19 protein-coding genes and 3 tRNA genes are annotated in these 16191 nt (G+C 49.3%); 18 read left to right on the top strand and 4 right to left on the bottom strand.

Going from position 1 to position 16191, the window contains the following annotated elements:
* Positions 1-105: 105 nt before the first annotated feature.
* The 6 genes from HOJ95_18960 (at position 106) to HOJ95_18935 (ending at position 4529) form a co-directional block, all read left to right on the top strand.
* On the top strand, positions 106-513 hold the full coding sequence (locus HOJ95_18960; GenBank protein MBT6396771.1) for a hypothetical protein: 408 nt from the start codon (positions 106-108) through the stop codon (positions 511-513).
* Between the two features lie 82 nt (positions 514-595).
* Positions 596-1087 carry a hypothetical protein gene (locus tag HOJ95_18955; GenBank protein ID MBT6396770.1) on the top strand — a complete coding sequence of 164 codons (492 nt, stop codon included), beginning with the start codon at positions 596-598 and terminating at the stop codon, positions 1085-1087.
* A 61-nt stretch (positions 1088-1148) separates the two neighbouring features.
* Entirely contained in the window at positions 1149-1751 is a 603-nt protein-coding gene (locus HOJ95_18950) for a hypothetical protein (protein MBT6396769.1), read from the top strand.
* Complete coding sequence (locus HOJ95_18945; protein MBT6396768.1) at positions 1735-2166, top strand: PIN domain-containing protein; 432 nt, start codon at positions 1735-1737, stop codon at positions 2164-2166. The genes HOJ95_18950 and HOJ95_18945 overlap by 17 nt, the downstream gene beginning before the upstream one ends.
* 44 nt (positions 2167-2210) lie before the next feature.
* Positions 2211-2513 carry a hypothetical protein gene (locus tag HOJ95_18940; protein MBT6396767.1) on the top strand — a complete coding sequence of 101 codons (303 nt, stop codon included), beginning with the start codon at positions 2211-2213 and terminating at the stop codon, positions 2511-2513.
* 144 nt (positions 2514-2657) lie between these two features.
* Entirely contained in the window at positions 2658-4529 is a 1872-nt protein-coding gene (locus HOJ95_18935) for a Na+:solute symporter (protein ID MBT6396766.1), read from the top strand.
* A gap of 87 nt (positions 4530-4616) precedes the next feature.
* On the opposite strand, the gene HOJ95_18930 is transcribed toward HOJ95_18935, so the two are convergent.
* From HOJ95_18930 to HOJ95_18915, 4 genes are all read right to left on the bottom strand, one after another.
* Positions 4617-4880 carry a hypothetical protein gene (locus tag HOJ95_18930; protein MBT6396765.1) on the bottom strand — a complete coding sequence of 88 codons (264 nt, stop codon included), beginning with the start codon at positions 4878-4880 and terminating at the stop codon, positions 4617-4619.
* Between the two features lie 12 nt (positions 4881-4892).
* A complete protein-coding gene (locus tag HOJ95_18925; protein MBT6396764.1) occupies positions 4893-5093 on the bottom strand; it encodes a hypothetical protein in 201 nt (66 codons plus the stop codon).
* Between the two features lie 107 nt (positions 5094-5200).
* Positions 5201-6100 (bottom strand): DMT family transporter, encoded by a 900-nt coding sequence (locus HOJ95_18920; GenBank protein MBT6396763.1) that lies wholly within the window; start codon positions 6098-6100, stop codon positions 5201-5203.
* A gap of 74 nt (positions 6101-6174) precedes the next feature.
* Positions 6175-6798 (bottom strand): methyltransferase domain-containing protein, encoded by a 624-nt coding sequence (locus HOJ95_18915; protein ID MBT6396762.1) that lies wholly within the window; start codon positions 6796-6798, stop codon positions 6175-6177.
* Positions 6799-7233: 435 nt separating this feature from the next.
* On the opposite strand from HOJ95_18915, the gene HOJ95_18910 reads away from it, so the two are divergent.
* From HOJ95_18910 to HOJ95_18855, 12 genes are all read left to right on the top strand, one after another.
* Complete coding sequence (locus HOJ95_18910; protein ID MBT6396761.1) at positions 7234-8199, top strand: calcium/sodium antiporter; 966 nt, start codon at positions 7234-7236, stop codon at positions 8197-8199.
* A 156-nt stretch (positions 8200-8355) separates the two neighbouring features.
* The gene (locus HOJ95_18905) at positions 8356-9261 is read left to right on the top strand and encodes a hypothetical protein (GenBank protein MBT6396760.1); all 906 of its coding nucleotides are present in this window, start codon (positions 8356-8358) and stop codon (positions 9259-9261) included.
* Between the two features lie 452 nt (positions 9262-9713).
* A complete protein-coding gene (locus HOJ95_18900; protein MBT6396759.1) occupies positions 9714-10268 on the top strand; it encodes a dCTP deaminase in 555 nt (184 codons plus the stop codon).
* 288 nt (positions 10269-10556) lie between these two features.
* Positions 10557-11042: a cyclic pyranopterin monophosphate synthase MoaC gene (moaC, locus tag HOJ95_18895; protein ID MBT6396758.1), complete on the top strand. Its 486-nt coding sequence runs from the start codon at positions 10557-10559 to the stop codon at positions 11040-11042.
* A gap of 164 nt (positions 11043-11206) precedes the next feature.
* A complete protein-coding gene (locus HOJ95_18890) occupies positions 11207-12178 on the top strand; it encodes a TRAM domain-containing protein (GenBank protein ID MBT6396757.1) in 972 nt (323 codons plus the stop codon).
* A gap of 44 nt (positions 12179-12222) precedes the next feature.
* Positions 12223-12960 carry a 2-C-methyl-D-erythritol 4-phosphate cytidylyltransferase gene (gene ispD / locus HOJ95_18885; protein MBT6396756.1) on the top strand — a complete coding sequence of 246 codons (738 nt, stop codon included), beginning with the start codon at positions 12223-12225 and terminating at the stop codon, positions 12958-12960.
* The gene (locus tag HOJ95_18880) at positions 12957-13439 is read left to right on the top strand and encodes a 2-C-methyl-D-erythritol 2,4-cyclodiphosphate synthase (GenBank protein ID MBT6396755.1); all 483 of its coding nucleotides are present in this window, start codon (positions 12957-12959) and stop codon (positions 13437-13439) included. Before ispD ends, HOJ95_18880 begins: the two co-directional genes overlap by 4 nt.
* A gap of 92 nt (positions 13440-13531) precedes the next feature.
* Positions 13532-15010: a cysteine--tRNA ligase gene (locus tag HOJ95_18875; GenBank protein ID MBT6396754.1), complete on the top strand. Its 1479-nt coding sequence runs from the start codon at positions 13532-13534 to the stop codon at positions 15008-15010.
* A gap of 1 nt (position 15011) precedes the next feature.
* Positions 15012-15818 carry a 23S rRNA (guanosine(2251)-2'-O)-methyltransferase RlmB gene (gene rlmB, locus HOJ95_18870; protein MBT6396753.1) on the top strand — a complete coding sequence of 269 codons (807 nt, stop codon included), beginning with the start codon at positions 15012-15014 and terminating at the stop codon, positions 15816-15818.
* Positions 15819-15858: 40 nt separating this feature from the next.
* Positions 15859-15933 (top strand) — tRNA-Thr (locus HOJ95_18865).
* 48 nt (positions 15934-15981) lie between these two features.
* Positions 15982-16066 (top strand) — tRNA-Tyr (locus HOJ95_18860).
* 43 nt (positions 16067-16109) lie between these two features.
* Positions 16110-16185 (top strand) — tRNA-Gly (locus tag HOJ95_18855).
* Positions 16186-16191: the final 6 nt, after the last annotated feature.

The raw sequence follows: 16191 nt of genomic DNA, 5'->3' as shown, positions 1-16191 counted from the left end.
GGGGGGGGGGGGCCTCGTTGTTTCAATTATCACAATACACTATAACTATTTTATCAGATTAACAAAAAATATTTAGTCATATTTGCCACTCAAGGGGAAACGAGTATGTGGAGAAAATGCGTGTGCGGGGCGATGGTCCTGGTTCTTTCGGGTTGCGCCGGGTCGGCCCCGAACGCGGTTTTGAGTTATCAGCCGGGCGATGAAAAACGAAGCTGCACCAGCCTCAAGGCCGAAATCGCCTCGAATGAGGCCCAGATGATTCATCTTGCCAGCGAAAAAGATTCCACCATCGGCAAAAATGTGGCCCTGGGCATCACCGGCATATTTTTAATCGTTCCGTGGTTCTTCATGGACGTGAAGGGCAAAGAGGCCGTCGAGCTTTCCGCTCTTCGCCACCGCAACAGAAATCTGCGCCAGTTCGCCGCTAACAAGGAAGAATGCACGGTGCCGAAGTCCAAGGTGAAGTTCGAGGAAAAAGAAGAAGAGAAAGAGAAGAAGTCGGAAGAGAAATAATCAGACGAGAAAAATTCTTGGTAGGTGCTTGAGCGCGTGGCCAAGGCGGGCGAGGAAAGAACAGTAAAGAGGGAACACGGATATGGAAATCGCTTTAGTCCTCCTGGGAGCTTTGGCCGGAGGGGTAATTACATGGGTGCTTTCCTCAAGAAGCAGGGACGTTGAGAGACGCGACCAAACAAGGGGCTTTATTGACGCACTAATTGCCGAGGTTTCTGTCGCTGGAGAGTTGGCGGATGTTGACTTAGATATAAACAATTTAGACCCAAAAAGAATGGATATAATTAAGGAAAGATGTAAAAGATTGGGAAATGCCCGATCAGTATTTGATGCGTCATCAGAAAAATTAGGGTTACTTCCAAGTCCATTACCCGAACAAATTGTTCGATATTATGGTCGTTTGACTGTGAGAGCTGACAAATTAGAGGGGATAGTTTCTGAGACAGGCTTCTTCAGCACTATGAATGGAAGGGAAAGACTGCCTCATCGGAAAGAGGATTACGAAGTAGCTCGAAAAGAAATTGTTCTTGAGGCAGATATTCTTAAGGAAGACCTCTTGAAAATACGGCCATAGTGGTGTGGCTCTTTTATGAGCAGGTAAAAATAAAATAAACGAAAAAGTCGGCGGGTTGATTGTGGACTCTCTCAGAGCGCGTGTTCACGAAGGTTTTAGGCGGATTGCAATTGCTATTGGAGCAGTTTCCGGATTTGTTTTGGGCGGTCTGACAATTTTCCTTGTGTGGTCAGCGGGATACCCGTTGCTAACTGCCGTTGGGCTTGGAATTCTGGTAGTGCCGGTTGCCTTTTCTATCGGTGGGGGCGCTATCTTACTTATTGGTTGGATATTGGAAGGATTTTTCCCCGGCGGGCAACTAAAACCACAAATTGAACCGTGGTCGTTTGTTATTTCAAGCGATGTAGACTCTGGAGACTTTTCTAAGGTATTCGCAAAAGCTCTCCTCGATGGATCGGGGCAAAAGATTCTTCTTGGTCTGCTTGAAGCTAACGGAAATAATGTTACCTCCCGTGAAATGGCGATTTTAAAATATGTGCTTGGGGAAGAAGATAAAGAATTTCTCATGCAGACAATTTCTCAAAAAGACGCCACTGAAATGAGCCATCAAGAGAGTGAGATTCTTGCCCGCCAGATGGAACTTCTTCAATCAGTGGTAGAAAGTGAGGAATTCCAGCTTCAACAGGAAGAACGGAGAAATGAATTAGATGAGAGTTGTCGTTGATACCAGTGTTTTGGTGAATGTTGCGCTTGAATCCAGTTCCTTCCATGAAGAGGGTATGAGACTTCACGCCTTCATCAAGGAAAATAAAATAGAAATTATGATGCCGATGCACGGAATGTTCGAAGTGGCGTGTGCGATGGCGCATAGTAAGCTAAGTGGGAATCTTATTATTGATAAGTCACTCAATGAAGAAAATGGATGGGTATTTATTCCCGTACCAATCGATGAAAGTTTTTTTAAAAAATACTTCTCTCCAGAGCTTCCTTACATCAGGGCCGGGGATTTTATTTTTATGGCTTATGCTAAAGGTGAAAATATCCCCCTGATTACACGCGATCAAAAACTTTCTGCAAAAGCGAAAGAGGCTGGAGTGGAAGTTTACGAGCCAATTGAATTTATTGAACAATTCTCCTGAAGGTTTCCTGATTGTGGCAGTCTTTCTTGCAGGGAGTGGAAATAATGGCTGAAGAATCACCAGAATCAATCATCCGTATGGCCCACGCGCAGTTGTTAGGTTTACAGGGGAACATTCCAGATACTACGGCGAGAAGTGAATTTATCGACTTGTTTCATAGTATTATTAACGACTTAGAGTCTCTAGGAGCCGATTTGTCGAGATTTAAAATTCCACCCGAGGCGATGCATTACGGCAACGGAGATCGTTGCCTTTCCACTTTCTTTAAGGCCAAAGTTGACGGACTTCTGGTTATGTTCTCGGTTTCCGAAAACAAGCAACAGATCGGTTTCATGGCTTCAAATTAGCCATGCATCTAATCAAGCAGATTCTTCGCTTCGCTCAGAATGACAACCTTTTCGAATGGTTGGGCATCGAAGTCGATTTGAAGTAGCATTCCTGAAACACCCTACCGCCCCAAAACCCGAAATCCCTAAAAACAAAAACTACCCATGCTATCGACCCTCGACTGGACATTAATATTTGCGTATCTCCTGTTCGCTTTGGCCGCAGGCGTCTGGACGTCGAAGGCGGCGTCTACGAGTTTGGCGTCGTATTTTGTGGCGGGGCGCTCGCTGCCGTGGTGGTGGGTGGGCATCAGCATGGTGGCGACGACGTTTGCCTCGGACACGCCGCTGGTTGTGGCGGGGATTGTGGCGAGCCGGGGGATATCGGGCAATTGGTTTTGGTGGGCGGGACTAATTGGCTCGATGGGGGTGGCGACGTTTTTTGCGCCGCTCTGGCGGCGGGCCGGGGTGGTGACGGACGCAGAATTGGTGGAAAAAAGATACGGGCCAGGGCCGGGGGCGGCGCTTCGGGCGTTCAAGGCGGTGTATTCGTCCTGCATCGTGAATCTGATTGTGATGGGCTGGGTGTTTCGGGCGATGGGGAAAATTGCGGCGCCGTTTGTGCGCTGGAGTGAAATACTGCCGGGGGGCGTCTGGGCGGCGATTGAGGGAAATTGGCCTGCGGCGTTTGTACTAGGGACGGTGAACGAGACGGTGACGGTGGCGCTGCTGGTTTTGCTGGTTGGGGCCTACGCGAGCGCGGGGGGCTTGCGCGGGGTGATGTTGACGGATCTGTTTCAGTTTTTAATTGCGCTGGTGGGGGGAATTATTTTTGCCTGGATTGCGGTGGCGCATGTGGGCGGCCTATCGGGGCTGGTCGAGAAGTTAGGGGAAATATATGGCGCGGCAGGGGCGGAGGCGATTTTGTCGTTCACGCCGCCCTCGGGGGCCGAGTGGGCTGGCTGGCAGGTGGTGGCGGTGTTTTTGTTTGTTGTCTGGTGGGCGCATGGGAATGCAGACGGCGGGGGCTATGTGGCCCAGCGGCTTAGCGCGGCGGCGACGCCGAAGGACGCCCAAAAGGGGATGCGCCTGTTTGCCTTTGCGAACTATGTGATTCGGCCCTGGCCCTGGATTTTAATCGGGCTGGTGGGGCTGGTGGTGTTTCCCAAGGGGATGGATGCGGCTGTGGGCACTGCGGCGGCGCGGGCGCTCGCCGACCGGGAGGCAGTTTATCCATTGCTTATGGCCGAATTGTTGCCTGCGGGGCTGCTGGGTTTGTCGCTTGTGGGCCTTTTAGGGGCCTTCATGAGCACGGTGGACACTCATCTGAACTGGGGGGCCAGTTATCTGGTTAACGACCTCTACGCGCGCTTTATTCGCCCCACAGCGGGCAGGCGGGAGTTGGTGGCGGCCTGCCGTATCGGGGTGGTGCTCATGACGCTGGGCTCGCTGGCCGTGGCCTCGCGCATCGGGAGCATTGAGTGGGCCTGGAAGTTCAATATTTCACTCGGCGCGGGGCTGGGGCTGCCGGTAATCCTGCGCTGGCTCTGGTGGCGAACAACGGCCTGGACCGAGGCGGCGGGGATGGCGGCGGCCTTCGGTGTTGCCCTGTGGCTGAACATGGGTGCACAAGTACCTGAATTTGCTGAGATTATACTGTGGGAGGCGTGCGCCGGGGGGCTGGCCATGATATGTGCGACATGGTGCAGTCAATCGGTGGATCGAGATATTCTCCTTGCCTTCCACAAAGACGTTCGCCCCCCGGGGGCATGGGGCCCCATCAGGGCGCTGGGCGCAGAGAGGTCTGCGGCGGGCGAGCCTGCGGCGGGGCCTGAATCTGGCGAGTCTGAGGCTGAGCCTCTGGGCCGGATGGTCGCGCGCTGGCTGCTCTCAAGCCTTGCCACCTTTGGGGCGATGTTTGCCCTGGGCGCGCTGTTGGTGGGCACCTGGGCTGGCGTGGCGGGCTATGCGGGGGTGATTGCTGCGGCGTGCGCCGGGCTCTGGGCCCTTCACCGCGGGGAGCGTGCGCAAAAGTAGGCAAAGCTAGCTAAACAAGAGGCTTTTCGGACAAAAAAAATCCCCCCGCGCCTTAGAATGACGCGAAGGGATTTTTGAGGTTCTCGCCTATTCGTCCACTTCCTCGAATTCGGCCGTGTGTTCAACAATAATGCCGCGTTGCACGCTCTGGCTGGCGGGGCATCCCAGATCGTGGACACTCAAGGCGCGCTCGGCCTCCTCGCGCTTTCCCTTGGGAATTCGAACCTTGTAGTTGATCTTGATTTTCGTAATTAGTGCCGTGCCGTCCACATCCTCGATAATGCCTTCGACATGTCCGACTAGGTTATCCGGTGAACTCTTTATCCCACGCGCATCCAGCGCGCCTCCCATATTGCCGGTGAGTCAGCCGGCAACGGCGGCGACGAGATGATCCAGCGTCGCGGGCCGCTCCACTTCAGGTTTTGCCTTGTAATAATTCATGATGCCGCCATGAATTCCGTAGGGAATCGGCTCATCGGGAAAAGCGTCGAGAAAGGCCGTTTTCATGCCTTTTCCAGGTTCTTTAACAACTCTAGCTTTCGTTACGTGAATCACTTCGCCCATGCTTTGTCTCCTTGTTGTCTAACGAGGTGTTTAAGTTAAAAGATTTATACCACTTGCTTTCATGGAGCGAAATGAGGCGTGAGAAAAATTTGGGAACGGGTCTCTGGTCAGATGATGACGAGAATTGTACCCCCAACAGCAAGTGTTGCCCCCGCAATGAGACGAGGGGTGATGTTTTCTGATTCACGCATTATGAGCCAGCCTATAGGAATTACAATTAATGGCTGGGCAGAGACGATGGCCGTTACTCGAACTGCAAGCGTGTGAGTGAAGGCGAGGATGTAAAATGGAACTGCTGCAGTCTGGCAACAGGCAGACACTAGAATCCACCGCCAGGAACGGGCTGGGACTACTCCTTCGGGGTCGAGTAGGCGGGCAGCAAAAAATGAGACAATAAATCCTATCCAGAGAGCGATAGAAGATACGGCGAGAGGATGCATATCGAGTGCAGCCTTTTTAAAGAATGTCGCTGCAACGCCCCATAGCAGTGAGGTGAAGCCCGCGCAGACCCAACCTACTAATCTCCATGTAGCGGCGGTGTTTTTGTCCTTTTGAGTGCGGGGGGCATCGGCGTTAACGATAAAAGTAATTCCTGCCAACAAGAGAATAAGCCCAAAAAAAATTTGCCAAGTTATAGCTTCTCCGAGAAGCCAGGCGGAGGTCAGAGCGGTGATGATCGGATAACTCATTGCGACTGGTATTGATCTGTTGGGTCCTAAGCGGTCAATTGCAGTGTAGAAAATAATCCGAGAGATGCCTATATGGAAAAGCCCGGCGAGGCCTAAATGAATGTATGTCTCGTTGTGCTCTGGAATAAATGCAGAAGGTGGAATTATCAAAAGAGTCACGATAGTTACGGTAATAGCATTTAAACCGTTGACTCCAGCGGCGGTTTTAAGAACCGATGCGCCATCGAGTGCGTATTTTATGGTAAAGGCAAAAATTGCCCATGAAAATGAAGCGATAATAGCGAAGACTATTCCTGTTGTATTGTTTGGGATTTCCATTGTGCTCCTCGGTGCACGCGAGGGATGTTGTCACGGTACGAGGTGGAAGGATGTGATTCATATTTCGTGGAGAATTATTTTTCGGGATTTATACAGAGAACTGCGCGCCAGTAGTCAAACAAGTTTACCTTCTCGGTAGCTCTTGGAGAAAGATTTGTGGCCTCTAGAAGTGCATCTAAATCTAGAGTTGTCTCCCATCCGAATTTCTTACAAACACCATTGATAAGGGTTTCAAATGCGGCGAGTAAGCGGTTGTGGCTTTTGAAGTGATTAATGAAAACTATTCTGCCACCTGGCTTGCATACACGGCATATTTCCGAAACGACTTTAAGAGGATCTGGTGCTGCACTGACTACGTAGCAGGCTGTTACGCAATCGAAACTATTATCAGGGTAGTCCATTTTCTGTGCATCCATAACATCGAGTTCTATATTGGTTAGTCTGTACTCTGCAACTTTTTCCAATGCTTTTTCGAGCATCTTTGGGGAGATGTCGATACCAGAAATCTTGCTGTATCGTGGATAAAGCGGGAGAGAAAGTCCTGTCCCAACGCCGACTTCAAGGAGTGTTTCTCCCGGTTTTAAGTCGAGCATTTCAACGCCAACATCCCGACCTTCACTGAAAATCCACTTGAAAATAATATCGTAGATTTTGCCCCATCGGTCATAAATTTTAACGACGGAATCTTGGCTCTGCATGCTAGTATTCCTTTAAGTAACTGGCTAAGAAAAATTTCGAGCGCAAAATCAGTTACATCAATCGAAAATCATTGAAATGCTGTTTCTATTAATGACTATGATTCTAGCGAACAGATACATTTTGAGAGCTATTTAGCAGGTGCTCCCTTCCCCGTCAACTTGCTGATTTATCTCCCGGGCGGAGAAATTTAACAGGACAATTGGGAAAGTTGTAGCTTATTAACGGCAATCAATATACCCTATTTATCTCCTGTCTGGGGTGGAAAAGCCAAAGCTTTTAGCCATACTAAGAAAAAGGCCATATATCCTAACTGGTGTTTTTGCGTTTTAAGTCTTTCATCTGGGATGTCAGGAACTATCTAAATTCTCTATTTTATCTGGAACAAAATTTTCGTTTTGAGCATGAACGAGCGGGTTTGTTAAGGGGTTTTTTTAGTGGAGTCATTTTTCGAGAGCCTTCCTATTTGGTTGAATTTGTTGTTCTTTGTTTTTGGAGTTGGTGCTGTTATCAAAGGGGCTTCTTGGTTCACGGACGGCTCGGTGGGAATTGCTGATGCGACGGGTATCCCTAAAATCTTTGTCGGTGCAACTATAGTCAGTCTCGCGACAACTACTCCAGAGATTAGCGTCTCGTGGATTGCCGCCTATCTAAGACACCCTGAGACATCCGTTGGCAACGCTGTTGGTTCAACAATTTGCAATATTGGGCTAATTCTGGCAGTTGCCTCGGCAATTCAAGGGGTGAAAATACCTCGCATGACGGTTCGGGTTCATGGTGCTTTCATGTTGCTTGCTGGGGTTGTTCTTGTTTTTTTGAGTTTTGATGGGCAATTGGGGAGACAGGAAGGTTTTCTTCTGCTAGTTGGGACTGTTTTTTTCCTTTGGGTAATGGTTCGCCAATCTGGCTGGGAAAGCGGTGGTGGGAGTCTTGAAAACGAACCGAACGATTGGGGGAATATCACCCGGAATTTCTTTTTGGGCGGATTGTGTGTCGTCGGGGGAAGTATACTCATTGTTCAGAATGCGACGATTTTCGCGCGTGCGGCAGGGGTGTCCGAATTGCTCATCGGGCTCACTCTAGTGGCTTTGGGTACTTCGCTTCCAGAGTTGATAACAGCGGTCTCCTCCTCGCTCCGAGGACATGGAGATATTGCCGTCGGTAATGTCGTGGGGGCTAATGTCCTAAATATCACTCTTGTTTTGGGTGGGGCAGCGTTTATCGTTCCGTTGAAAATTGAGAGGCAGATGTTTGTGCTTGATTTTCCAGTGATGCTCTCTCTTATGGGACTTCTCCTTCTTCTTGCAGTGTTGCGCGGGAAAGTAGGACGCGTGGGTGGTCTGATTTTTATCTCGATCTACGCGGTATACCTGTTCTTCTTGGTGGCATTTTTTTCTGCATGAAATGATTGATATTCAACTGAGATAAAAAAGTGCTGCTTTTTATACCAGTTGGATTTTTAGATGTCTGTCCGAAAATAGACTGGCTGTGTGATAGATTTTGGCTATTCTCTTTCTGTTATTTTCGAATCGAATCCTTTTTTTCGGAGTTCTAATGTTATGAATTTTCGCTTGCTGAGATTGGGAGTGTTTTTTTTGGGCTTGTTTTTCATTGCAAACCTTGAAGACTCTTCGTTTGCAGCGAAAGCCCATTTACAAAAACACACACCCAAAAATTCTGTGAAATCAAAAAGGATTATTAAAAAGAAAATAGGAATTGTGGTGGCTGTTGTAAATGGACGGAAAATTACACTCGATATGATTTCCGATCAATTGGCGGTGCTTCCGATTGAGGTTGGGGTTGCTGCGCTTGAGCGCAAGAAAAAATTTCTCAAGCATCTGGTTCAAACCGAGCTTCTTTATCAAGAGGCGCTACGTCGACAATTGGATTTTTCTCCTAAAGTGCAATCTCGTATTCAGTTGGCGAGGATGCAAATTTTAATTCAAGAGCTTGTCAGTCATTTACGCCAAAAGTTAAAACCTATTGACGATAAAACGTTGCGCCGTTTTTTTGATGACAACCGTCATCAATTTGTGCGAAAGGCGGCGGTACGTATCAGTCATATTGTGCTTCCCTCTAAAGAGGAAGCTGAATCAGTTCTTGAGAGGATACGGGGCGGTGCCATTTTTGAGGATGTTGCCAAAGAGCGTTCAATATTCGAATCCTCGCGCAAGCGAGGAGGTACCTTGGGGCTCATTAAACGTGGAGAAATTGATAGCAATCTTGAAAAAGAGGCATTCACTCTTCCTATAGGAAAGGTAAGCGATCCGATTCAAACGCCGATGGGATGGCAATTGTTGCGGGTGAGTGAAAAAAGGGATGATGCTGAAGCCAATTTTGAGGATGTGAAATCTCAAGTAAAAAAAATCGTTTTAGATATTCGCCGCCACGAGATGTACGAAGCCCTTCTCGTAAAACTTCGACGTGAAAATAAAGTGACATTATACCCATCGCGACTTAGGTAAGACTTTACTGCTCCCAGCCTGTTTTCATCCTTCGGTTAGAGAGTTTGTCCCCATTTTCCTTTAGGTAGGAATGGCATGTTTCTAAGGTCCTCTTAGCGAAAATTTTTCGTTAACTGATACGCGGGCGGCGGCACTATTTCACATCTTATCCACAGAATTTGCTCCTAGATTTCCACCTATTTGTCCACCTGTTATCCACAATAAGTAGTGGTGTGGGGCTGTATTTTTGTTGACGAAACACTATATGTTGTGATTTAATCATTCCATTGAAAATTTGAATTTACGCATCACACGCCCCCGCTATCGGGCGGGTGGGGGCGCGTGCTCTGAGGGTAGGGGAGGAGCGTAGTCTCCTCCCCTACCTCAGAGGCTTTTTCTTCCGAGTCCCGTTCCTGCCAACATCACTAAGAAATATTCACGATAGTTGTCATTGAGAAATGCTAGGAGAAAAGATGAGCATCAAGTCTGATCGATGGATTACCCGCATGGCTACCGAGAATAAAATGATCGAACCATTCGAGGCCAATCAGGTTAGAGACGGAAAAATTTCCTATGGTGTTTCTTCGTATGGCTACGACATTCGTATTGCTAATGAATTCAAAATCTTTACAAATGTTAATTCAACGATCGTTGATCCAAAGAATTTTGATGAGAGCTCTCTGGTCACTGTAGTTTCGGACACCTGCATTATTCCTCCCAATTCTTTTGCGCTTGCGAGGACTGTTGAGTATTTCAGGATACCGAGAAGTGTCCTGACAATATGTGTAGGTAAGAGCACATATGCCCGTTGTGGCATTATTGTAAATGTCACACCTTTCGAGCCCGAGTGGGAGGGGTATGTGACTCTCGAGGTTTCCAATACGACCCCGCTTCCGGCTAAAATTTATGCGTACGAGGGCATTGCTCAAGTTCTGTTCTTTGAAAGTGATGAAGTTTGTGAAACTTCCTATGCGGACAAAAAGGGTAAATATCAGAACCAGCAAGGCCTCACGTTGCCCAAGTTGTAGCCAGGAAATACTCGGACAAAAGCTTGGCGAAAGTTAACTCCTCTCATTGAGTAGGGAACCTCGGATAGTGTTGTTGGTTCTACTGTGTCGGTATTCCTCACAAAAAACCCCCATAATAATTTTAACTGTTTTATATTCAATTAGTTATTTCGATTTTATGTCGTTCTGCGTCAAGTTGGATGACCAAATTTTTTCCGTTTCGAGGTGAGGGGATGTATACTACTTTATGTTCTCCTCGAATGGAGAGGGGTCTATTAAGAGTTTGAATCGCCTTGATTTGGAGATTGTATGGCACAGGAGTTGACCCATCTTGATGAAAAAGGCCGGGCCCGAATGGTCGAGGTTGGTGAGAAGCCTGAAACCGCGCGTGAGGCGGTTGCCAGGGGTAGTGTTGAGATGAAGTCTGAAACTCTTAGGCTAATTCTTGATGGGGGGCTTCCCAAGGGAGATGTTCTGGGAACCGCACGTATTGCTGGAGTCATGGGGGCCAAGAACTGCTCGGATCTGATCCCGATGTGCCATCCCCTGCGCTTGACCAGTGTTGAGATAAATTTTGAACCTGCACAAGAGGGTGGATGTCTTGAAGTGGAGGCTATTGTACGGGCACGCGATCGGACTGGTGTTGAAATGGAAGCGTTGATGGCTGTGAGTGTGGCGTCTTTAACAATTTATGATATGTGCAAAGCCGTTGATAAAGAGATGACTATTACCGCCGTCCGTCTTGTTAAAAAAACGGGTGGCAAAAGTGGGACTTTTATACGGGCAGGAGAGTGATCATATCGCCGTCTTAAATGCTGCCCCTTCCTTTAGGAGGAGGGATCATGGACAAAACGAATCAAAGCTCAAGAGCGGGGCCTTCGGATTTTGATGTCGGGAAAAAGAGTGGAGTAGATAATTATCATCTTGGTGGGCGAGTAGTTGTTGTTGCGACGGTTTCCATGCTGGGAGCATTTTTAGGGCTTTCTCTATATTCGACTGTAAGCGGGATGTGGCTGGGGGCATTAACGGGAGCTTTAGCGGCTCTGTGGTCCTTTGCTTTTGTATCGCGTCTCATAAGAATGAGCATAGGCCGTGTGATTGGTGGACTCGCAGGGTTGATCCTTGGTCTCGCGGCTTCATTTGCGGTAATGGCAATGATTGGTAAAAACGTGCCTTTCACGTCGCGCTCTCTAGCGGCGCTTCTTATCGGCTTAATTTGTGCCTATATAGCCAATGCCGTTGGTGCTGCTCATGGGGCTCGACTATTTGGAAACCCTGAAATGCCATCCGGGGGGCGGGCTGAAGGTAAGGTGTTCGAAAAGATTCTTGACACCAGTGTCATAATTGACGGCAGAATTGCCGATATTTGCGAGGCCGGTTTTTTGGATGGGCCTCTTATACTACCCAAATTCGTTCTTCATGAACTTCAGATGATTGCTGATTCGTCGGACTCTTTGAAGCGTAATCGGGGCCGACGTGGGCTGGACATTCTCAAGAAGATTCAGCAAAACCCGAGTCTGGATATTAGAATAGTAGAAACTGATTTCCCAAAAGTACGCGAAGTTGACTCGAAGCTCGTTCTTTTGGCAAAGGAGACGAGCGGAAAGGTCATGACGAATGATTTTAACCTGAATAAGGTGGCAGAGCTTCAGGGGGTTTCGGTTCTTAACATTAATGAGTTGGCAAACGCGGTGAAGCCTGTCGTTCTTCCGGGCGAGGTGATGAATGTACTTGTGCTCAAAGAGGGCAAGGAGTTTGGGCAGGGTGTCGGTTATCTTGATGATGGGACGATGGTTGTCGTCGATCAGGCCAGAGAGCATATCGGCGATAAAGTATCTGTTTCTGTAACTAGCGTGTTGCAAACTACTGCGGGAAGGATGATTTTCACCAAGATAAAGGATGATTCCGATTCGACCAGAAACGGCGGCTGAGAATCATCCACTTGGGCGCTCCTTTTTTTGCGGGATTTTAAAAAATGACAATCGTTCCTCCGGCTGAAAAAGTGGGTGCCGTCATTCCGGCGGCCGGCGGAGGGAGGCGTTTGCCTGGTCCGGTGGCCAAGCAGTTCCGGGAATTGGGCGGTGTTCCGATTCTTCATCACACCCTCAGGCGTATTTCACGAGAGGGCCTGATAAGTTGTATCGCGCTTGCTCTTCCATTTGCCGAATTAAGCTCTGTTGAATTGCCTGATGATCTGACTGTGCCGCTTTTCCCTGTGGCTGGGGGCTTAGAGCGCCAGCATTCGGTTGCCAATGGTCTTGCTGCTTTGCCCCCCAAGGTGGAATGGGTGGTGGTACACGATGGTGCAAGGCCTTTGCTTCCACAGGGCCTTATCGAATTATGCCTCATGGCAGCGCAGGAGACTGGGGCCTCTATCGCGGCACTTCCTATGAGCGATACCGTTAAGCGCGATGACGGAGGAGAGTTTGTGAAAGAGACGGTTGCGCGTGATGAGTTGTGGTTGGCACAAACGCCCCAAGTTGCTCGCCGTGATTTGCTGGAGCGGGCGCTCTCAACGGCCTCGGATAAAGTTTTTGAAGGTACTGATGAGTCCTCACTTCTTGAGGCTCTAGGTGTCCAGGTGAGGCTCGTTAATGGCTCAAGATTCAACTTCAAAATTACCTCACCTGAGGATCTTGCTCTGGCTGAGGTTTGTCTGGCGCGGCAAGAGGAGGCGGGTGAGGCTTTTTCATCATCCGGAGGAGGAAATTGACTCGAATCGGAGTGGGCTACGACGTTCATCGCCTGGAGATGGGCCGACCGCTCATAATTGGCGGGGTGAGGATTCCTTTTGATAAAGGGTTGGTGGGGCACTCCGATGCAGATGTTCTTGCCCATGCGATTTCCGATGCTATTTTGGGAGCTGCCGCGCTCGGAGATATTGGTACCCATTTCCCGGATACGGATCCACAATATGCTGGTGCAGACAGCATGGAACTCCTCCGGCAGATCGTATCGTTGGTTAGTGAGAAGGATTTTTATCCATACAATGTCGATTGTGTGGTTATCGCCGAGATACCCAAGCTTTCGCCCCACATAGCAGAAATTAAGGAGCGGCTTGCCGCTGTGCTCGGATTGTCCACTGATTCCATTGGGGTGAAAGCAACAACTAGCGAGGGTTTGGGCTTCACTGGTAGTGGCGAGGGGATGGCCGCACATGCTGTCTGTACTCTAATTGAGAAGAACCCTTGACGAGCTTCCGTTTTGCATGACAAATTCCCGCCCTTAAGTGTTATCTCGAAATATTGCTTTTTATCTGATTTTTTGTTTTCGGAGTGTTTCCCTTGTCCATTCAGCTCTACAACACATTGACTAGAAAAAAAGAGATGCTTGAAACGTTGGAGCCGGAGCACGTGAAAATGTACGTATGCGGGGTTACGGTTTACGACGACTGCCATCTCGGTCATGCGCGAGCCGCAATCGTTTTTGATGTCATCCGGCGCCATCTTGAATACAAGGGGAATAAAGTAACTTTCGTCTGCAATTTTACGGACATCGACGATAAAATAATTATTCGTGCGAACCGACGTAAGATTCCCATAGCCGAGCTGACTGATGAGTATATACAGAGGTACCACACAGACATGGACGCCCTGGGTGTAAAGCGGGCAGATGTCTTTCCCCGCGCGACAGAGCATATACCAGAGATGATCGAGATGGTACGAACTCTTGAAGAGAAAGGGATTGCCTACCGGGCCGATAGCGGCGATGTTTACTACGATATCTCTAAATTTAAGAGCTACGGAAAGCTCTCGAAACGATCGACCGAGGATCTAGAGTCTGGCTACCGCATCGAGCCTGGCGAGGGCAAGAGCAATCCCCTGGATTTCACTCTTTGGAAAGCGGCGAAGCCTGAGGAGCCTTACTGGGAGAGCCCTTGGGGTAATGGTCGTCCGGGCTGGCATCTGGAGTGCTCCGTCATGTCGAGCCGATATCTAGGTGAAAAATTCGATATTCATGGCGGTGGAAATGACTTGGTTTTTCCCCACCATGAAAACGAAATTGCCCAGAGCGAGGGATGCACCGGGCATGATTGGGTGCGCTATTGGATGCACAACGGGATGGTGCATATTAATCATGAGAAGATGAGCAAATCGAAGGGAAATTTCTTCACTATCAAAGCGATTCTCGAAGAACATCCCGCTGAGGTAGTGCGGTTTTTCCTGCTGGGAACACATTACCGTCATCCTGTGGATTACTCTGATCAGGTGATGCTTGAGGCGAGAAAAGGTCTAGATCGTCTTTACAACTCTATTCTTCGTCTCAGGCAATATGCCACTAGTGGTGGAGAGGGTCTCAAAAAGAAAATGGAATCCGTCGCTGCCAAATTCAGAAAGAACTTCACGCTCGCGATGGACGATGATTTCAATACTGCCCTTGCGCTAGGGCATGTGTTCGATTTTATGCGCGAATCCAATGCTGTACTCCAAGGGGGGGGCTGGCATATTCCCGAGGAAGCAGCGCGGCCAGCGCTTGAGGTTTATCGCGAGGTAGGAGAGATTCTCGGCCTTTTTCGCATGGAGCCGGACGAGTGGTTTCGCCAGCCACAGCGCGGTGATGTCCCAGGAGGTGCCAATGTGGAAGATGGGCTCGCGAGTAGAGAGTTTTCAGAGAGTGATATCGAGGGACTCATTTCGAGTAGGAACGAGGCCCGTAATTTAAAAGATTTTTCTGAGGCCGACCGAATTCGGGATGAGTTGGCCGAGGCGGGTATCTTACTAGAAGATGGCTCGTCGGATACAATTTGGAAGCGAAGGCCTTAAGATGTCCCCCAAAAAGGGTCGCGAGGTCATCTGCGGCGTGCACGCTACATTGGCGGCTCTAGCCAGGGGGCCAGTGAGGGTCAAACGTCTTTTCATTGCGCCTGGACGAAAAGGCGAGCTTGGCACTAAAGCGAGGGAGATGGCCCAAGAAGAGGGAATTTCAGTTGATGAAATCCCAACTGGGCGGCTCGATGAATTGGCTGGTAGCCGTCAGCATCAAGGGATGGCCGTGGAGGTGCATCCCACACCAATACTGACATTAGATGCGTTTTTGGAAGTATTGCCACTCGAAAAACCCCCAATTTTACTCCTGGATGGGATCCAGGATCCTCGTAATTTGGGGGCAATTCTCCGAACGGCTGCGGCTCTCGGCGCCGGTGGGGCTCTTTGGCCCAAGGATTCGGCGGCGGAATTGACCTCTTCAGTAGCCAAGGCGGCGGCCGGAGCCATCGAGAGCTTGCCGTTGGCTTGCGTTACGAACATGTCCAGAGCTGTGGAAGCGGTCAAAAAGGCGGGTTATTGGGCTATTGCTGGAGATCCTGAAGGCGAAGTTGTATTAGGGAGTGGTGATGCCCTCCCTTTGCCCGCTGCTCTTGTTCTCGGGAGCGAGGGGAAGGGTGTCCGGCGGTTAGTACGTAAAAACTGTGATATAGGGGTGCGTATTCCGCTTTCTGGGGGTATAGTTAGCTCTCTGAATGTGTCGGTTGCCGCAGGAATTCTGCTTTGTGAGATAGTCTCTCAGGCAGCTAAATCGAATATTATTCATGGTGTTCCGAAAAAGGACAATCCTGACTTCGCTAAGGCTTGACATGTAGGGACGTTAGCCCTATTTTACAGCGCCTTTGCTGGCTGGCGTAGCTCAGCGGTAGAGCGGCTGATTTGTAATCAGCGGGTCGGAGGTTCAATTCCTCTCGCCAGCTCCATTTTTAGGGGCGTGGAGGAACCTTCGCAGAGGGAATAGATGCAGATCTGGGGAGGTTCCCGAGTGGTCAAAGGGATCAGACTGTAAATCTGACGGCTCAGCCTTCGGAGGTTCGAATCCTCCCCTCCCCACCAATTTTTAGATTTGTCGAATTTAATTTTCGACATGATGGCTTGGGCGGGAATAGCTCAGTTGGTAGAGCATCAGCCTTCCAAGCTGAGGGCCGCGGGTTCGAGTCCCGTTTCCCGCTCCAATTTTT

The organism is Nitrospinaceae bacterium (assembly GCA_018669005.1).
In the GTDB taxonomy this organism is placed as follows: Bacteria; UBA8248; UBA8248; order UBA8248; family UBA8248; genus UBA8248.
The sequence above is the reverse complement of the archived record's forward strand: the minus strand, read 5'-3'. Positions and strand labels throughout refer to the sequence as shown.